Origin of the sequence: Paraburkholderia phenoliruptrix (genome assembly GCF_902859825.1) — a bacterium.
Classification (GTDB): domain Bacteria; phylum Pseudomonadota; class Gammaproteobacteria; order Burkholderiales; family Burkholderiaceae; genus Paraburkholderia; species Paraburkholderia phenoliruptrix.
On the sequence record NZ_CADIKB010000003.1, the window covers coordinates 123317 to 140367 of the forward strand.

8 protein-coding genes are annotated in these 17051 nt (G+C 67.6%); 1 reads left to right on the forward strand and 7 read right to left on the reverse strand.

The genetic code is table 11. From position 1 onward, the window contains the following. Nucleotides 1-131: 131 nt before the first annotated feature. Nucleotides 132-2810, reverse strand: a complete 2679-nt coding sequence (locus HV711_RS05190) for a hybrid sensor histidine kinase/response regulator (protein ID WP_035478073.1) — start codon at nt 2808-2810, stop codon at nt 132-134. Between the two features lie 311 nt (nt 2811-3121). Here HV711_RS05190 and HV711_RS05195 point away from each other — a divergent pair, with 311 nt between their 5' ends. After that, on the forward strand, nt 3122-4390 hold the full coding sequence (locus HV711_RS05195) for a DUF2252 domain-containing protein (protein ID WP_014973064.1): 1269 nt from the start codon (nt 3122-3124) through the stop codon (nt 4388-4390). 69 nt (nt 4391-4459) lie between these two features. On the opposite strand, the gene HV711_RS05200 is transcribed toward HV711_RS05195, so the two are convergent. The 6 genes from HV711_RS05200 to bcsP are packed head-to-tail and all read right to left on the reverse strand — an operon-like array spanning nt 4460 to nt 17027. Continuing rightward, entirely contained in the window at nt 4460-9331 is a 4872-nt protein-coding gene (locus HV711_RS05200; protein WP_035478076.1) for a cellulose biosynthesis protein BcsC, read from the reverse strand. After that, entirely contained in the window at nt 9322-10515 is a 1194-nt protein-coding gene (gene bcsZ, locus HV711_RS05205) for a cellulose synthase complex periplasmic endoglucanase BcsZ (protein ID WP_035478078.1), read from the reverse strand. The genes HV711_RS05200 and bcsZ overlap by 10 nt, the downstream gene beginning before the upstream one ends. A gap of 1 nt (nt 10516) precedes the next feature. Beyond that, entirely contained in the window at nt 10517-13177 is a 2661-nt protein-coding gene (gene bcsB, locus HV711_RS05210) for a cellulose biosynthesis cyclic di-GMP-binding regulatory protein BcsB (protein ID WP_035478079.1), read from the reverse strand. Nucleotides 13178-13180: 3 nt separating this feature from the next. Continuing rightward, entirely contained in the window at nt 13181-15385 is a 2205-nt protein-coding gene (bcsA, locus tag HV711_RS05215; RefSeq protein ID WP_035478080.1) for a UDP-forming cellulose synthase catalytic subunit, read from the reverse strand. Continuing rightward, nucleotides 15382-16170, reverse strand: coding sequence for a cellulose biosynthesis protein BcsQ (gene bcsQ / locus HV711_RS05220; RefSeq protein WP_035478081.1), 789 nt, complete (start codon nt 16168-16170; stop codon nt 15382-15384). The genes bcsA and bcsQ overlap by 4 nt, the downstream gene beginning before the upstream one ends. Then, nucleotides 16167-17027 (reverse strand): cellulose biosynthesis protein BcsP, encoded by an 861-nt coding sequence (gene bcsP / locus HV711_RS05225; protein ID WP_035478082.1) that lies wholly within the window; start codon nt 17025-17027, stop codon nt 16167-16169. Before bcsP ends, bcsQ begins: the two co-directional genes overlap by 4 nt. Nucleotides 17028-17051 lie beyond the last annotated feature (24 nt).

The window sequence follows — 17051 nt, forward strand, 5'->3', positions numbered from 1 at the left end:
GCGCCCGGCATCATACCCGGGCGCGGACGGGCCGCGCACTTCGCCGCGTGTGGTTGCACCGATATCAACCAATATATGCCGCATTGCGCGCCATGGGGCCAAAAGCGCATACGCGGCAACGCCGCGCAGCGTTACCACGACGCGGCAATCGGATCGACCCATTCCGCGAGCTCGCGCCGCAATTGCGCGAGGTCGAACGGTTTGCCGAGTATCCGCGCGCCGGGAATGGGCTCGCCGATCGGCGCGTGCGCGCCGTAGCCCGACACCAGCAGCACGTGCACGTCCGGCTGCTCGTGCCGCACCGCGCGCGCGAGGTTGTCGCCCGACATGCCGGGCAAGGTGATGTCGGTGCAGAGAATGTCGTAGCGCTGCGCCGGCACGAGCGGCAGCGCTTCTTCGGCGCTCCCCACCGGCGTGCAGTCGAGCCCCAGCGCGCCGAGCAGCAGGCTCAGCGCCTCGCGGGAATCGGCGTCGTCCTCGACGAGCAGCACATGAGGCGGCGTGCGCGCCGGCGATGCGTTGGGCGCGGCGTCAGCCTCGGGCGCGGGTTCGCGCTCGCGTGCGGCGCCGCCTGGCGCAGCGGGACTGCCCTGCGTGTCCGCGCCCGCCGGGTCATAAGCGCCGCTCGGCACACACGCGGCGATTTCCCGGTCGGTCATCTTGCCGACGGACGCGGCACAGGCCGCCGGCACATGCGCCGCACGCAGCACGCTGCGCACCTTGCGGGCGAGGTCGTCGCGGCGGTAGGGCTTGGACAGCAGCGTGATACCGGCGTCGAGCTTGCCGTGATGGACGATCTCGTCGCGCGTGTAGCCCGAGGTGAACAGCGTCGGCACCGCGGGCACGCGCGCCGCGGCGCGCCGCGCCAGTTCGACGCTCTTGATCTTGCCGGGCATCACCACGTCGGTGAACAGCAGGTCGATCGGCACGTCGCTGTTGATGAAGTCGAGCGCCGCGTCGCCACTCGAAGCGGTCAGCACCTTGTAGCCCAGCTGCGCCAGCATTTCCACGACGGTCAGGCGCACGTCCGCGTCGTCCTCGACCACGAGGATGGTTTCGCCGCCGCCTGCCGGCGCGCTGGTTTCGTCGGCGGATTCCGCGGTTTCGGGCTCGCAGCAGCGCGGGAAGAACAGCGACACGGTGGTGCCGCGTCCCACTTCGCTTTCGATCAGCGTATGCCCGCCGCTTTGCCTCACGAAGCCGAACACCATGCTGAGGCCGAGACCCGTGCCGTGACCATGCGGCTTGGTCGTGAAGAACGGCTCGAACGCGTGTTCGAGCACTTCCGGCGGCATGCCGGCGCCCGTGTCGGTGACGGAAAAGACCACGTATTCACCTGGCGACAGCTCCGGTTTGTCGCTGCAAAACGCTGCGTCCAGCACACGGTTCGCGGCGCAAACGGTGAGCATGCCGTCGGCCTTCATCGCGTCGCGTGCGTTGATGGCGAGGTTGAGCAGCGCGTTTTCGAGCTGGTTGCGGTCGACCTGCACGTGCCACAGGTGCTCGCTCAGCACGGTCTCGATCCGCACGGTTTCGCCGAGCGCGCGATGCAGCATCTCGGTCATGCCGGCGAGCAGGCGGCGCGGATTGAGCACGGTGGGCGAGAGCGGCTGGCGCCGCGCGAACGCGAGCAGATGGGCGGCCAGCTTCGCGCCGCGCTTGACGGCATCCGTCGCCGCGGACAAACGGCGCAACGTGGCGGGATTGTCGCCGGCGTCGGCGGCCATCATCTGCAGATTGCCGTTGATGACTTGCAGCACGTTGTTGAAGTCGTGCGCGACGCCGCCCGTGAGGCTGCCGATCGCTTCCATTTTCTGCGACTGACGCAACTGTTCTTCAGCGAGCGCGCGCGCAGCGATCGCATCGGCGACGCGCTGTTCGAGCGTTTCCGTCAACTGACGCAGCGACTGTTCGGCGATCTTGCGTTCGTGGATGTCGATCAGCACCGCCGGAAAGCGCGTGGGCTGCCCGTGTTCGTCGAACTCGCACCGGCCGTTTGCCTGCACCCACACATACTCGCCGTCGGGCCGGCGGATCCGGTACTCGGCGCGAAACGGCACGCCTTCGCGCAGTGCGTCTGTCCTCAGACGTTCGAGCAGCGACTGATCGTCCGGATGGATCATTTTCGTCGCGGCGCTGTGATCGACGCCCTGGGCGGCTTCTTCCACGCTGAAAGAAAAGGTGCGGGCAAAGCGCTCGTCGCCGGTAATCTTGCCGGTCTGCATGTCGACGACGCAGGTGCCGAGCACCGCGCCCGTATTGAGCGCGAGTTGCAGACGTTCGTTGGTCTCGTGCAGCTCGGCTTCGGCGCGTTGCCGCCAGCGCTCGGTGAGCACCCGCCCCGTGGTTTCCACGACGACGGCGAGCACGCCCGCGGGTGCGCCGCTGTCGTCGGCGACCGGGCTGTAGTAGAGATCCATCCACACGTCCTCGGGCTTGCCCTCGCGCAGCAGCACGAGTTCCTTGTCGCGATACGAGAGCGTGCCGCCGGCGAGGCACGTTTGCATCACATGACGGTTGAACTCGGCGACCTCGGGCCAGCCTGCTTCGACAGGACATCCCAGCAGATAGGGATGGCGTCCGCCCGCGAAAACGGCGTACGCGTCGTTATAGATCATGTAGCCGGATTTGCCCCACAGCAGCACGAGCGGCACAGGCGAAGCGAGCAGCAGCTGCACCGTCGCGGTCAGACTGCGCGGCCAGTCCGCAATCGCGCCGATGCCGGTGGCCGACCAGTCGAACTCGCTGATGCGGCGTGCCATTTCGCCGCTCCAGCCTGGACAGCCGTGATCGTGTGCCGGGAATGGCATGCTGCGCGCTCCACGTAAATCGCGGGGTCTCCAGTCTGCCGTTTCGCATTCTCCACGTAAAGGGCCGATACGCGGCGTGCGCGCATTCGTTGCGTGCGCACCGGAGTGCGGGCAACTTTTACCTGCGTCCTTCACGCACGCACTTCAAAAGCGGCAATAAGCGCGTGCGTGCGTCCTTACAGAATGCTTCGAGCGATAGGCTCGATTTCTGCTGATGGTTCATCGCCCGAGCGTGTGACGATGCACGCGACGGGCGCCGGCGACGACGCGTGTCGCGCCGGCTTCGTCTATCGATAAGAGCGGACCGTACGATGTCGAAAAAGCCCGTCGCGACCAGCAAGCTGTCGAAGCAATCCGCCAGCCCGCGTCCAAAGAATGTTCCTCGAGCCGATGGGCGTCAGCGGCTCCTCACCGCGCGCCGCAACGCGCGAATGGCGCGCTCCGCGCATGCGTACGTGCGCGGCAGCACGACCAGGTTCTACGAATGGCTCGACGGAATCGAGGGGCACGCGCTACCCGAAGGCCCGGCGGTGTGGATTTGCGGCGATTGCCACACCGGCAATCTGGGGCCGGTCGCCGATTCGCATGGGCGCGTGGAGATTCAGATTCGCGATCTCGATCAGACGGTGATCGGCAATCCCGCGCACGATCTGATCCGGCTCGGGCTGTCGCTCGCGACGGCGGCGCGCGGCTCGGATCTGCCCGGCGTGACGACCGTGCACATGATGGAAGCGCTCGCCGACGGCTACGAGCGCGCTTTCGACGACAGTGCAGGCGAGTCGGACGTCCACGCGGAAAAGCCCGAGGTGGTGCGCGTCGTGATGAAGGAGGCCATCCGCCGTTCGTGGCGTCATCTCGCGGAAGAGCGTATCGAGGACATCGAGCCGTGCATTCCGCTCGGTTCGCGTTTCTGGCCGCTGGAAAAACCCGAGCGGCGCGAGATCGACAAGCTGTTCACGAAGGCCTCCATCGCCGCGCTTGCGACTGCGTTGCGCGGCGCAGGCGCCGAGGCGGAAGTTCAGGTGCTGGACGCGGCATACTGGGTCAAGGGATGCAGCTCGCTCGGGCGTCTGCGCTATGCGGTGCTGCTCGACATCGACGGCGCGGCGGCGGACGGCGGCGACCCGTGCCTCATCGACATCAAGGAAGCCGCGCAGGCAGCGGCGCCTCGCTATTCCGGGGTGCGAATGCCGCGCGATAACGCCGAGCGTGTGGTGGAAGGCGCGCGGCATCTGTCGCCGTCGCTCGGCGAGCGGATGCGCTCGGCGCGTCTGGCGGACCGGCCGGTCGTATTGCGCGAGCTGCTGCCGCAGGACATGAAGCTGACCATCGAACAACTGACGCGCGACGAAGCGACGAAGGCGGCGCGCTTTCTTGCGCTGGTGGTCGGCAAGGCGCACGCGCGGCAGATGGACCTTGCCGAACGCAAGGCATGGCTTGGCGAGCTGCGCAAGAACCGCTCGAAGACACTCGACGCCCCGGGCTGGCTGTGGACAAGCATCGTGCAACTGGTGAGCAGCCACGCGGCCGGCTACCTCGAGCATTGCCGCAAGTATGCGACCGGCGCGGGGGAGGATTGACGCGCCCTGCATGCGGCCGGGGCGCCATGCGCGACCCGGCCGGAGAAGGCAAATGCAGATGCCGTTACGCTAGTTCGACAGCGACAGATACGGCGAGCTGAGCGGCGTCGGCGGGAAGGGCTGCAGGCCGGTCTGTTTCGTGAAGCTGTAGCGCATGTAGACAGCGGCAAGCCACTCGCGATATTGATAAGCATTGCCGAGCGACGCCGTTGCCCCGAACGCCAGTTGCGGCGCGAGCTGATATTCGCCGACGGCGCTAAGCGAATACGAGACGCCGGTCTTGCTTTGGCCGGGGTACTGGGCGTTGCTGTCCACGCTCGTGCCGATCAGCGCGGCGTTCGCCGCGGCGGCCGCCTGCATGCCGCCCGAGTCGCCGAGCGGGAAGTAGTTCGACGCGTCCTGCCGATAGTGCTGCACGCCGATCGAGCCCTTCACGTCGTACGTGAAGGCGCCGTTGCGGCCGGTCCATTCGATCGGCAAATTCAGGATCACATACTGTTGCGGGCTGAAGTAACCGCCTTGGCCATACGTGAAGTACGACAGGTTCTTGTTGTAGCGCATGAGCGTCGTATTCACGCCGACTGTGAACGTCTGGTCCGCGTCCTTGAAGAGACGCGTATAGACGCCGCCGCCGCCCTTCACCGCGTTATTGCTCGCGACGTTGTGGCCTTGGTAGTACTGATACGCGGCGTTCACGTAGAGCCCGTTGGTGCCGTCGTCCCAGGCGAGGCTGGCGAGCCCGCCCGTCGACGTCACGCCGCCCCATTCGAGACCCGACGCGGCGTCGCGCGTGCCCGCGTAGGAGAGCAGGCTGTCCGTCACCGCGCGCCGCGCGACGGCCAGCGAATACGACACCTTGTCGGTGATGCCGCCGTTGTACTGTCCGCCGCCCACAATGTTCGTTTCACGAAAGCCGATCGGCGTCACCCCGATGTCGCCGGAAAGCGAGCGGCCCTCGTAGCCGACCGAGAGCCCCACGCCGCTCGCCGTCTGGCTGCCGTAGTTGTTGGTGCCCGCGATTGCCGCCGTTGCCGACGAGCTGTTCGAGAGCCCCGCGCCGAAGCGCGCGAGCGTCGAGACGTTGCCGCTTGCCGTGCCCGCATCGAGCGTGACGGGCGTCGCCGTCACGACGACATGACCGTTGCCCGCCTTGATGCGGCCCTGGACCGGCGCCTCGATGTCGGTCAGCGTGGACAGGCCGTCCTCGCCGCTGCGATTGCGAAACACGATGCCGGCCGAGATCGTGCTCGCCTGCTCGCGATTGACTTGCGCCAGTTCGTCCGCCACGCCGAGCGTTTGCGCGTTGGCGACATTGCCTTGCGCGTAGTTCGCGCCATTGCCGCTCATGCCCGGTTGTTGCGGGTAATACGCTTGTGCATAGCCGGTGGGCGGTTGCGGGATATACGGTTGCTGCTGCGCGTAATAGCCCTGATTGCCGTAGTTTGGCTGCTGCTGCGGGTAGGGTGGATAAGGCTGCTGAGCGTAGGGCTGCTGGCCATACGGTTGTTGCTGCGAATACGGCTGATAAGGCTGCTGCCCATAACCCTGCTGTCCGTAATACGGCTGCTGCTGCGCGTAACCTGCCGAATTGCGGGTGGTTCTCGACGCGCTCTGCTTTTTGCTCGCGCTGCGCTTGCCGTTGGCGGCGGCACCCGTCGCCGAGCCGTAAGGCTGCATCGCGCCGGCGTTGGCCTGTGCCTCGCGCGCGGCGGGCGACATCGGCCACGGGGTCGGCGCGTAGCTGTCCGGCGTGCCGTACTGTTGCGGCGGATACGGCGCCGGCTGACCCTGCTGCGCATAGGCTGGGTCATACGGCTGTTGCATCGGCTGCATCGGCTGCCTCAAGGTCGACGCCGGCATCTGCGGCAAGCCGGCCTGGGCGCCTTGACCACCCTGTCCGGGATACGGCTGCAACGGCGCGCCGGACTGGCTCGAACCGTAGCTCTCCTGACCGTAACCCCCGGCGTCGGCGCTTTGGCGAGGCGCGTTGTACGGCAGCGCGGCCGGCGCGCTGTTCGGCGCCTGCGGTTGCGCCTGCGGTTGCGCATAAGGTTGCGTGTAGGGCTGCGCACCTCGCTGCGGATACGACGGTTGATACGACTGCGGATACGACTGCACTCCGGGCGCCGTATTCGGCTGAACGTACGGAGCAACGTACGGAGCAACATACGGCGCGGGCTGCGCGGGCGGCGGATAGTTCGGCACGGTCTGTGTCGGCAATGAAGACTGCGAGTACGGAACGGAGGCGCGCGCGGCATTCGGCAGAGCACTGAAGCCGAGCGCGGCGTTATCGGCTTCGGTCGGCGCGACCGTCGCGGTTTTCCCTTCGAAGGGATTGGTGCCGGGCAGCGGCGTGGCACCGATCCGGCGCATCGCGATCTCCCAGCCGCGCGGCACGTTGCTCGCGGCGCCGTTGCGCGGCGCATTCGCCATGAGCGGCGTATTGGCGGCGACGAGCGAGCGCTGCAGATACGTCGACGCGAGCGACAGCTTGCCTTGCGCGCGATACATACGGCCGACGGTCGCGAGCACGCCGGGATCGTTGGGCGCCGCATTCAACGCCTCTTTCGCGAGCGATTCCGCGTAGCTGAACTGCTTCGCACCGGACGCCGCGGAAATGGCGGCCTGCAGCAGGTTGAGATCGTCCGGTTTGCGCCGCAACGCGACGCGATAGCTTTCGAGCGCATTGCGGTCGTCGCCGGCCGTCGCATACAGGCGGCCGAGCGCCGCTTGCAGGTCGGGATTGTCCGGCATCGCGGCGAGCCACGGCGCGATCACGTCGTAGGCGCTCGCGAGATCGCCGCGCTGACGCACGAGATCGCATTGCTTGATGACGATGCCGAGATTCAGGTTGCCGAAGTCCGTGCGCTGCTGCGGCGTCAACTGCATCGACGCGAGCCGCCGCATCACCATGCCCAGTTCGGACTCCTGCCGGGTCGCGGCGAGAATGCCCGCGTATTGCAGCAGGAGGTCGGTGTTGCCGGGCGCCGCGCTCATCGCACCGCGCACGAGGGACAGCGCACGGTTGGGGTCGCCGGCCTGCTGGTAAGCGCCCGCGATCACGCCGACCAGTTCGGGGCTGTTGCCCGCGACCGGCTCGGCAGCCCGCAGCGTCGCAAGCGCCTGCTGCAACTGTCCGCTTTTCGCCATGCGCGCCGCCAGTTCCGCCTGCTGATGCACCCACAGCCGATGCTGCAACGACGCCATCGCGTCGGTGCGCTGCGCGGCCGGAATGCGTTCCAGTTGCGCCAGGCCAGTCGACCAGTCCTGGGTTTCCGCCGAGAGCAGGGCGCTCGCGTAGAGCGCATCCGTCATGTCGGGATGCGCGGCGAGCAGCCCGTCCATCATGCTGCGCGCGTTGGCGACGGCACCCTGGCGCACGTAGATGCGCGCAAGGTCGAGGCGCAACCACGGGTCGTCGGGCGTGTTGAGAAGCGCGTCTTCAAAGAGACTGCGCGCGCTGCCGAGGTCGCCGCGCGCCTCGGCCGCGCGCGCCTGCGCCGCTTGCGCTTCACCTCGCAGACGGTTGATGCCGCCCGCCTTCGACTGCTGCTCCGCGTTCAACTGGTTGGCGAATTGCAGCGCTTCGTCGCCGCGGCCCTGAGCGGCGAGCGCGCCGACGAGCCCGCGAATCGCGTCCGGGTTGTCGGCCTGGCGGCGCAGCGCCATCCGGTACGCCTGTTCGGCGCCGGCCGCGTCGCGATTCGCGAGCAGCATTTCGCCGAGCAGCACCTGCGCCGTGACGTCGGACGGATTCATTGCAATGGCGCGTTCGAACAGCGACTTGGCCTTCGCGAGCTCGCCGTTGCTGCGCGCGCCGATCGCGTCGCTCGTGTAGGTCCAGTAGGTGGCGCTGTCGAGCGCGGTCTTCCAGCGCGCCGGATTGCCGTTGCGCGACGCCCGCTCGAGATAGTTGCGCGCTTCCGCGAAATGCTCCTGCTTCAGCGCGGCGATGCCCATGCCGCCGAGCGCGTCGGTATCGTTCGGACTACTCGCGAGTACCGACGAAAACTTCACGCGCGCGGCGGCGGGGTCGTTGCGGTCGAGCGCGGCGAAACCGTCGGCGATCAGGCGGCCGCGCGCATCGACGGCGGCGTTTTCCTGCGCGCGCTCGCGCGTCGAGCGGTCCTGCTGCACCATCGAATCGAAACGCGCCTTGACCGCGGCATCGTCGCCCGCGCTTTGCAGATACGCCTGATACAGCGCCGAGTCCGAGGGACGCGCGTCGAGCCAGAGCAGCGCCTGGCGCCAGCTCTTTTTCGCCGACGCGCCCACCGTGCTGTCGCCCGCGAGCTTCTGCAGCCGCGCAATGCCGTCGCGGCGCGTGACGTCGCGATAGGTCAGATGCTGCGCGTAGGCGAGCGCATAACGCGGATCGTCGGGATTGTCGCGCGCGAGCTGTTCGAGCCCGCGGCGCGCCTCGTCCCAGCCTTGCGGCGTGGCCGAGAGCGCCTGGTAATACTCGAGCTGCAACTCGGGCGTGGCCGGCTTGCCGCTCAAGGCCCGCTGATATTCCTGCACGGCGCTCGCGCTCTGGCCGCTTTGCACGAGCCGCCGCGCGTCGTTCACCGTCTGATCGCGCAGGCTCGATTCGCCAAGCCGCCGGCCGAGGTCGTCGAGGCGCGGATAGTTGGGCGCAACCGCCTTCAGGCGCGACAGATACTGCTGCGCGCCCGCGCCGTCCTTGCGGTCGGCGAGCACCATGCCCATGCCGAAGAGCGCATCGGGCTGCTTGGGGTCGATGCGCAGCACTTTCTGCCAGGCCTGCTCGGCGAGGTCGCCGCGCTGATGCGACTGCCAGTACTTGCCCTGGTCGATCAGCACGCTCATCGGATCTTTGGATGCCTGCGCCAGCGCGTCGGGCGCGGCGGCCGCCATGCAACAGGCGAGCGGCACGCTGAGCGCGACGCGCAGCGACAAGGTAAGGGCGCTCAATCGCATGCGTTTCTCCAGCCCGGCACGAGACGGCCGCTTTCGTCAAAGCGATAGCGTCCGTCGACGAAACCCGTGCCGAACAAGCCCAGCACCCTGTCGTAGTACACCGGTTCGCGGCCCGGCACGCCTGCGTCGAGCGCGGCCAGATGTGTGCGCGCGAGGCCGAGGCCGTGCGCGTCGCCGAGCGCCTTGAAGTACGGCGCGAGCGCGCCCCAGTAGCTGAGCGGGCCTTCGCCGCTTGCCATGCCGTTGGTCGACGACACCTTTTCCGGCGGATAGCCGTTCTGCTCGACTTTCGCGCGCATGCCGCCGAGCGCGGCGAGCCACGGCTTCGCGAGCGGATCGGCGGGCGAGGCGAGACCGGCCCACAGGTAGACGCGGATCGCGTCGTAGCTGCCGATGTCGCCGTTCTTCGGATCGACCACGAACTGGCCGTTCTGCCACGCGGCCCAGTCCGGCGCGAAGCCTTGCGGCGAGGTCGTTTTGACGAGCTTGTAGGCGCTTTCCGCCAGCTTGGCCCACGGGCCGTTCGGCAGTTCGTGGGCGAGCGCGCGCAGCACGGGCAGCGGCAGATAGCTCGGATTCAGACGCGTGACGCCGCCGTCCCTGAAACCTTGCGGCCCCGGCAGCAGCATCGGACCGACGCCCGGCAGGCTCGTCGTCTCGTCGCGGACAATGCGCGCCGCGAGCGCCTGACCGAGCTGCGTATAGGCGGGTTCGTGCCACAGGCGTCCGGCTTGCAGCAGGTCGTAGGCAATCCACAGGTCGGAGTCGGATGCCGAATTGGGATCGAGCACGCCATACGAGCCGTCCGCCTTTCTGCCCCATAGCCACGCCGGTAGGCGCAGGTTCTGCGGATCGAACTGATTGGCCGCGAGGTTGGCGCGCGTCCAGTTCAGCAGGCGGTCGAAGGTCGCGCGGTCGTTCGCGACGAGCGCAAAGAAGAGGCCGTACGACTGGCCTTCCGACGTGGTCTGCTGAGTCGGCGTCGAGTAGTCGATCACGCGGCCGTCGGCCTGCACGAAGCGTTCGACGAACGTGCGATAGGCGCTCCAGTCGCCGCATGCGCCGGGCGCGGCGGCCGGCTGTGCGGCCTTCGCGAGCCGGGCCGATCCCGCCGATGCCGCGAGCCCGAGAGTCAGGCCGAGCGCCACCGCGAGGCCCTGTTTTCTGTTGATTCCAAACCGCATATCAATCCTGTGAGTCCTTCAAACGGCGCGCCGCGATGGAGCGCAGCATCCGGTAGAACAGCCCGGCAATGATCAATGCCGCGAGCACGCCGCCCAGCATCAGCAGCAGCGGATGCGACGACAGCGCCCAGCGCAGATATTCCTGCGGCGACAAATGGCCGACATAGTACGCGTCGCCGTTCGAGGCGATGGTCACTGTGCGGCCGTGAATCACGGCCATCGCGCCTTGAATTTCCGGCAGCATGTCGGCGTCGAGCAGCGCCGAGGACAGATCGGCGTCCGACTGGCCCGCCGCGCTGATCAGCGCGACGGCGCTGCGGCCCTTCCTGAGCGGCGACTCGAAGCCGGTGAGGAGCGCATCGCCATTCGAACTCACGAGCGTCAGGTCGGCCCGCGCCGGCAGGCGCTCCACGCCGCGCTCGCCGTGCCACCAGTCCTCGAGCTTGAAGACGATGTCGGAGATCTGGAAGGTGCGTGAGTCGCCGTTGTTGGAGAAGGGCATCGACTTGGCCCAGCGTTGCAGCAGCGGCTGCTTGCCCGGCGCGCCGAAAATGAGCAGGTCCTTGCCGGCGTATTGGTCGACGTCGTCGGCGGTGCCCACGGTCACGCCCGCCACCGGGTAGCCGGTCGACGCGCCCATGCGGCCCATGGTCAGCAGATACAGGCTGTAGTCGCTCGAATCGGCGTCGTTCGGCAGGATCGCCGCGGTCTCCGACAGGTCCGCCATGCGCGTGAACGGAAAACCGCTGTTGGCGAACGCCGCGAGGTCGGGCAGCGCCATGTAGTGGGGGAACGACGACAGGTCGATCGTCGAGTTGGGGTCGACCGCGCCGATCACGTTTTCGAGCAGGCGGCCGTGACATTCGCCGGTGTTCGGAATGTCGTAGTAGAAGTGCAGGCGCAGTTGCGCGCGCGGCGTCAGCAGGAGCGGCGGAATATGCACGGTGTGGCGCGCCTCGGCGGTCTTGTCGGGCAAGACGCGCGCGAAGTAGCGGCTCAGCTCGAACACCGAGTCGGACTCGACGGGAATCGGCAGCGACTGCACGAAGCCCCTGTTCACGCTTATGTTCAGCGACGAGCGGTCGCGCTGCGGCCGCACCGTGTAGCGGTAGCGCAGATCGATCGGCGCGCCCTTGGTGTGCCACATGAAGAGATCGGGCGGCACGCGCAGGTTCACGTGGACCGCGTCGGCGTCGTAGCCGCTGACGGTCAGGTCGCTCGCTTCGGCGAGTTCGCCGAAGCGCACCGGGCGGTTGGTCGGCAGCCAGTTCGGCGCGTCGTAGGGCGCGCGCTTCGCAAGCTCGGTCAGGCCCGTGATGGTCGCGCTCTGTCCTGCGAGCATGTTCCGGCCGATGCCGAGCGCGCGCGCGGCGATCTTCAGTTCGGCGTCGTTGCGTCCCATGACGAGCAGCAGCTTGCCGCGCGCCGGCGCGTCGCGGTCGACCACGGCCACCGTCGGCCCGGAGATTGCCGGCGTTTGCACGCCGGCGGGGCGCTGGTCGCCGCTCGCAAACACCACCGCGTTGCCCGACAGCGGCACATTGTCCTGCTGCGCCGGGAAAATCGCGCCGCGATAGCCGGCGAGCGCGCCAAACCACGAGGCCACGATGCCGCCGGCTTCGAGCGTGCCGGCGCTCGGCTTGTGCGGAAACACGAACGGCAATTCGAGGCGGCGCACGTCGCGGCGGTCGAAAAACGGCTGCGGCAGGGCCGCGAGATCGGGCTTGCTGGCAAGCGACGCATAGGTCAGATCGAGCGAACTCGCATTGCTCACGGTCGCCCACAGTGACGAGTTCGCCGGGTCTTCGCAGTTCGTCGTGTAATGGCCGATCAGCTGGATGTTCAGGTGGTTGAATTCGGTGACGAAGCGCGGATCGATCGACACGTCGCGCGCGACCAGCATGCCGGCCTGCTCGCGCGGCACGGGCAGCGTGGCGGCCACTTCGCCGTTCACCAGCACCTTCAGTTGCGAAAGATTCGGCAGCAGCGCGGGCGAGTAGCTATAGACGAGATGCAGGATCGCGCCCGTCACCACTTCGTCGCCGCGCACGGAGAACGCCACGCCGTTCTGGCCGTCGGTGCCGCGCAGTTGCAGCGGGTCGAGCGCGCCCAGGTCGGCGAAGGTCAGCGTCTGGCGGCGGCCGCCCGGCACCAGGGTGCCCGGCTCGGCGGTAGTCGGCGCCTTGACGCCCAGCGCTTTTACCGCGGACGGGGCGAGCGCCGGAGTCGGCGTGGCGAGCGGCGCCTGAGCGATCATGGCGGCGTCGTAGGGGACGGCGGTGCTCGGGGGCGGGACGTTGCCCGTGCCGGTGGCCGCGAGGTTGGCTCCGCCTTTCGCAGCGCTGTTGGCCGCGCTGTTGGTCACGCTATTGGCCGCCGGGTTGGCCACTGGGTTGACCACCCCTCTCGCTGGAGTATTTGCCGTCTTGCTGCCGACGTTGGTCGCCGCTGCTTCGGCCACCGACGCGAGCGGCGCCGCGAGGGCCGTCTGCAACGCGAGCCAGCAGGCCACGCCGCGCGCAAGTCGCGAAGCGCGCGGCGCGGATGCACCGCGCGGTTGCAAGTCTGTGCCAATGCGAATGTCGCTGCGTGTGTCACTGCGTACGTCGCTGCGCTCGTGCTTCGAGCGTTCGGTGCTTCCCTTCGCCATCCTGTTGCGCATAGATCAGTCTTTGGTTTTTAGCTTTTCGACGTCCACCGGACGGCTTTTCAGCGAGGTTCGCAGGTCGTTGTAAAGATGCTCGAAGAGCCCGAGGATGCCGCGCGCGCCGACCGACAGCACATGCGAAAGGCCGCGCAGGGGCGTGTCCTGCTGGCGTCCTTCGGCCCAGCCGGTCCAGGCGTCGGCGCGCGCAAAGGTGGTCTTCACGAACTCGTATTCCTGCTCACGTGTCATCGCGGAGAAGCGCAGGCCCACGCGGCCCGGCGCCGTGAAGCCGACGGTGGCGGGGAACGCGTATTCCTCGTCGCCGCGAAAGAGCGACACGGTGACGCGCTCGTGCATCGGCACCTGAATCGCGGCCGGCAGCGCGACGCCCACGCCGCCTTCCGAGTAGTCGATGGTCTTGCAGGCGAGCGTGCGGCCCGTGGAGAACTTCAGCATGACCGGCATTTCCATCGCCACGCGGTGCACCGCGCGAATCTGCCGGCGCTCTCTCGCAGCGGCCACGCTCGCGCCGAGAATCAGCATGTTGTAGACCGTCCAGCCGAGGTTCAGGAGCGTGGTCTGCACGATGCTGCGCGTGTGCCAGTTCAGATAGATATGCACGATGCCGACGCAAAAGCCGATCAGGTTCAGCAGCAGCAGGAACAGGTACGGCCGCGAGATCGCCCAGTCGAAGTAGTTCTTCTCGATCTGCCCGCCCTTGGCCGTGACGTTGAACTTGCCGAGTTTCGGGTTGATCAGCGCGAGCAGCGTGGGCGCGGTGATGTACGACGCCAGCACCGACTCGTACACCTCGGCCCAGAACGAATGGCGGAACGAGCGCTGCATGCGCGAATTGGTGATGCTCGCATGCATCATGTGGGGCAACGCATAGATCGCGATGGTGCTCGCGGCGGCCTCGATCACGTGCGCGCCGAAGAAGAGATACGACAGCGGCGCCGTCAGAAACACGAGACGCGGGATGCCGTAGAAGAAGTGCATCATCGCGTTCAGGTAGCACAGCCGCTGGCCGAACTTCAGGCCTTTGCCGGTGAGCGGATTGTCGATGCGGAAAATCTGCGTCATGCCGCGCGCCCAGCGGATGCGCTGGCCGATGTGGCCCGACAGGCTTTCGGTGGCGAGCCCCGCGGCCTGCGGAATCGCGAGGTACGCGGTGGTGTAGCCGAGCCGGTGCAGCTTGAGCGCGGTGTGCGCGTCTTCGGTGACGGTTTCGACCGCAATGCCGCCGATCTCCTCGACCATCGAGCGACGCAGGAGCGCACACGAACCGCAGAAGAAGGTCGCGTTCCACAGGTCGTTGCCGTCCTGCACGAGCCCATAGAACAGCTCGCCTTCGTTCGGCACTTTGCGGAACGTGCCGAGATTGCGCTCGAACGGGTCGGCGGAAAAGAAGTGGTGCGGCGTTTGCAGCATCGACAGCAGCTTGTCGCGCAGGAACCAGCCGAGGCCGATTTGCAGGAACGAGCGGGTCGGAATGTGATCGCAGTCGAAAATGGCGAGGTACTCGCCGTTGGTGATCTTGAGCGCCTCGTTGATGTTGCCGGCCTTCGCGTGGCGGTTGTGCGTGCGGATCGTCCAGTTGACGCCGACTTCTTCGCAGAACGCCTTGAACTCCGGACGGCGGCCGTCGTCGAGCACGTGAATGGAGAGCTTCTCAGCCGGATAGTCGAGCGCGAGCGCCGCGTAGATGGTCGGCTTCACCACCGAGAGCGGCTCGTTGTAGGTCGGAATGAAGACGTCGACGGTCGGCCACGCGTCGCGCGAGGCGGGCAGCGGCATGGGCTTGCGCTTGAGCGGCCACGCGGTCTGGAAGTAGCCGAGCATCAGCACGAGCGTCGAATAGACTTCGGCGGACACGAGCAGCAGGCCCCATGCGGCGTCGAGCGGATGCTCCCAGTATGTGGTTGCGGTAAGCCGCCAGTACATATAGCGGCCCGACGTGACCACCGAGAGCATGATCATCACCATCGTCGCGTAACGGCCTTGCAGCCGGCGAAACAGCAGCGCGGTGATGAAGCAGCAGGTGGCGAACGTCAGTTGCTCGTAAAAAGCGAGCGGCACGGTGAACACGAAGTACAGCGTCACCAGCGCGAACAGTGTGACGAGACCGGTGACAATGCGGCTATTCCAGAACGGCGCGTCGACGAGACGTTCCAGGCGCGACGGTTCGATCGCTTCAATCGGCTCCGATTGCGGCGTGCTCATACGACGTTCCTCGGCGTGACGGCGATCGCGTCGACTGCCGCCATGAGCCAGGTGCCGCACGCGCGGAAGTCGGCGGCGGCCTGGCTCAGCGGGTCGTAGTGGATGAGCGTGGTGTCGCAGGCGAGCGCCTCGCTCACGCCTTCGTCGAGATGGATCACACCCGGGAACAGCTTCTCGCCGAGCATCTGGCGCAGAACCTTGAGAACGTCTTTGGTCAACTGGCGCGACTGGTCGATCTGGTTCACCACGTAGCCGACGCCGCCGAACTCGGCGCGCGGCGCGGCGTAGGTGTCGATCAGCCGCTCCATCTGCGGAATCGCCGCGTACGAGGCGGCGTCGGCGAGCACCACGTTCAGCGCGAAGGTGGCCGCGCACAACGCGGCGCGCGCATAGGCGGACGAACCGGGCGGCGTGTCGACGATCACGACGTCGGACGCATCGAGCCGCAAGGTCCGCAGCGCGTGCGCAAGCCACAGCGGGTCCTGGTCGACGTGCGCCTCGAAGCGGCGGCGGTCTTCCTCGAGCACGGCGCCGTAGGGCAGCACGGTCACGCCGTCCACGCCGTCGAACATGACGGACTGCCACGGGGCGCCGGTCAGCGTGGCGCGCGAGAGGCCGTCGATGCTGTCGAGCGGTACGCCGAAATGCAGGCGCAGCGCGTTCTGCGGATCGAGGTCGAGCGCGATCACGCGGCGGCCGCCGGCGGCCAGCACGGAAGCGAGATTGGCGGCGAGGGTCGTCTTGCCGACGCCGCCCTTGGCGGACACTACTGCAATGACTTTCATGAGCGACGCGGCCCGTTGACGAGCCACGAGTTCGGCGCGCCCTGGCCGGCGGCGCCGCGCGGCGTGCCGCGCAGGCGGTCGAACAGCGACTGCAGCGCGACGGGTTCGGCGGCCGCCGCGCCCGACGCGCTGGCGCGGGGTTGCGTGGGTTCGGGCTGGCGGTTGAAGAGCTTGCCGAGGATAGAGCCGGATTGGGGCGCGGGTGCAGGTACGGCTGCGGGCGCGAACATCGGCTTGTGGATGGGCGCGAGGGCCGGTGGGACAGGCGGCACGGCAGCCACTGCAGCCGCACCCACCACCGGCGGCACAGCCTTCTCCAACCCGGCAGCGGACGTCGTCGCCACCTTGCCGGCGGCCTCAGCCACGCCGAAGCGCTCAGCGCCACGCGGCACAACAGGCGGCGGCGCCGGGACGACAACCGGCGGAATGTCGCGCCGAGGCGATCGTGTGAAAAGCGGCGCTTTCGCGCGCAGGACCGAGGCGACGTCTTTCGGCGCGGCCTCGTCGCGTTCGGCTGTGGACGAAGCAGCGGCGGGCTCGTGCTCGGCCGCGTGCGCTGTTGCCGGCTGCTGCCCATGCGGTCCGATAGCCGGAATCGACGGCTGTCGCAGATCCAGCGTCACGAGCAGCGGCCAGCGCGTACGCGCCGTGTGGGCCTCGTTCTCGCGGCCGATTTCCTGGTACGCGTTGGCGTCGCCGCCGAAATGATCGAATAGTTTTTCGATGTCGCTCGATGAACTCATGATGCCGCCATTCTTGTCATGACCTGCCTGACCCGGTCCTGGGTTGTCCGTCCTTATGCACAGCCGCCGCCGAAGACCCCATTCCCCACTGACTCGCTCGCGCGCACCGGTCATGCGCGCGGCCAGCCTCTATCGTTG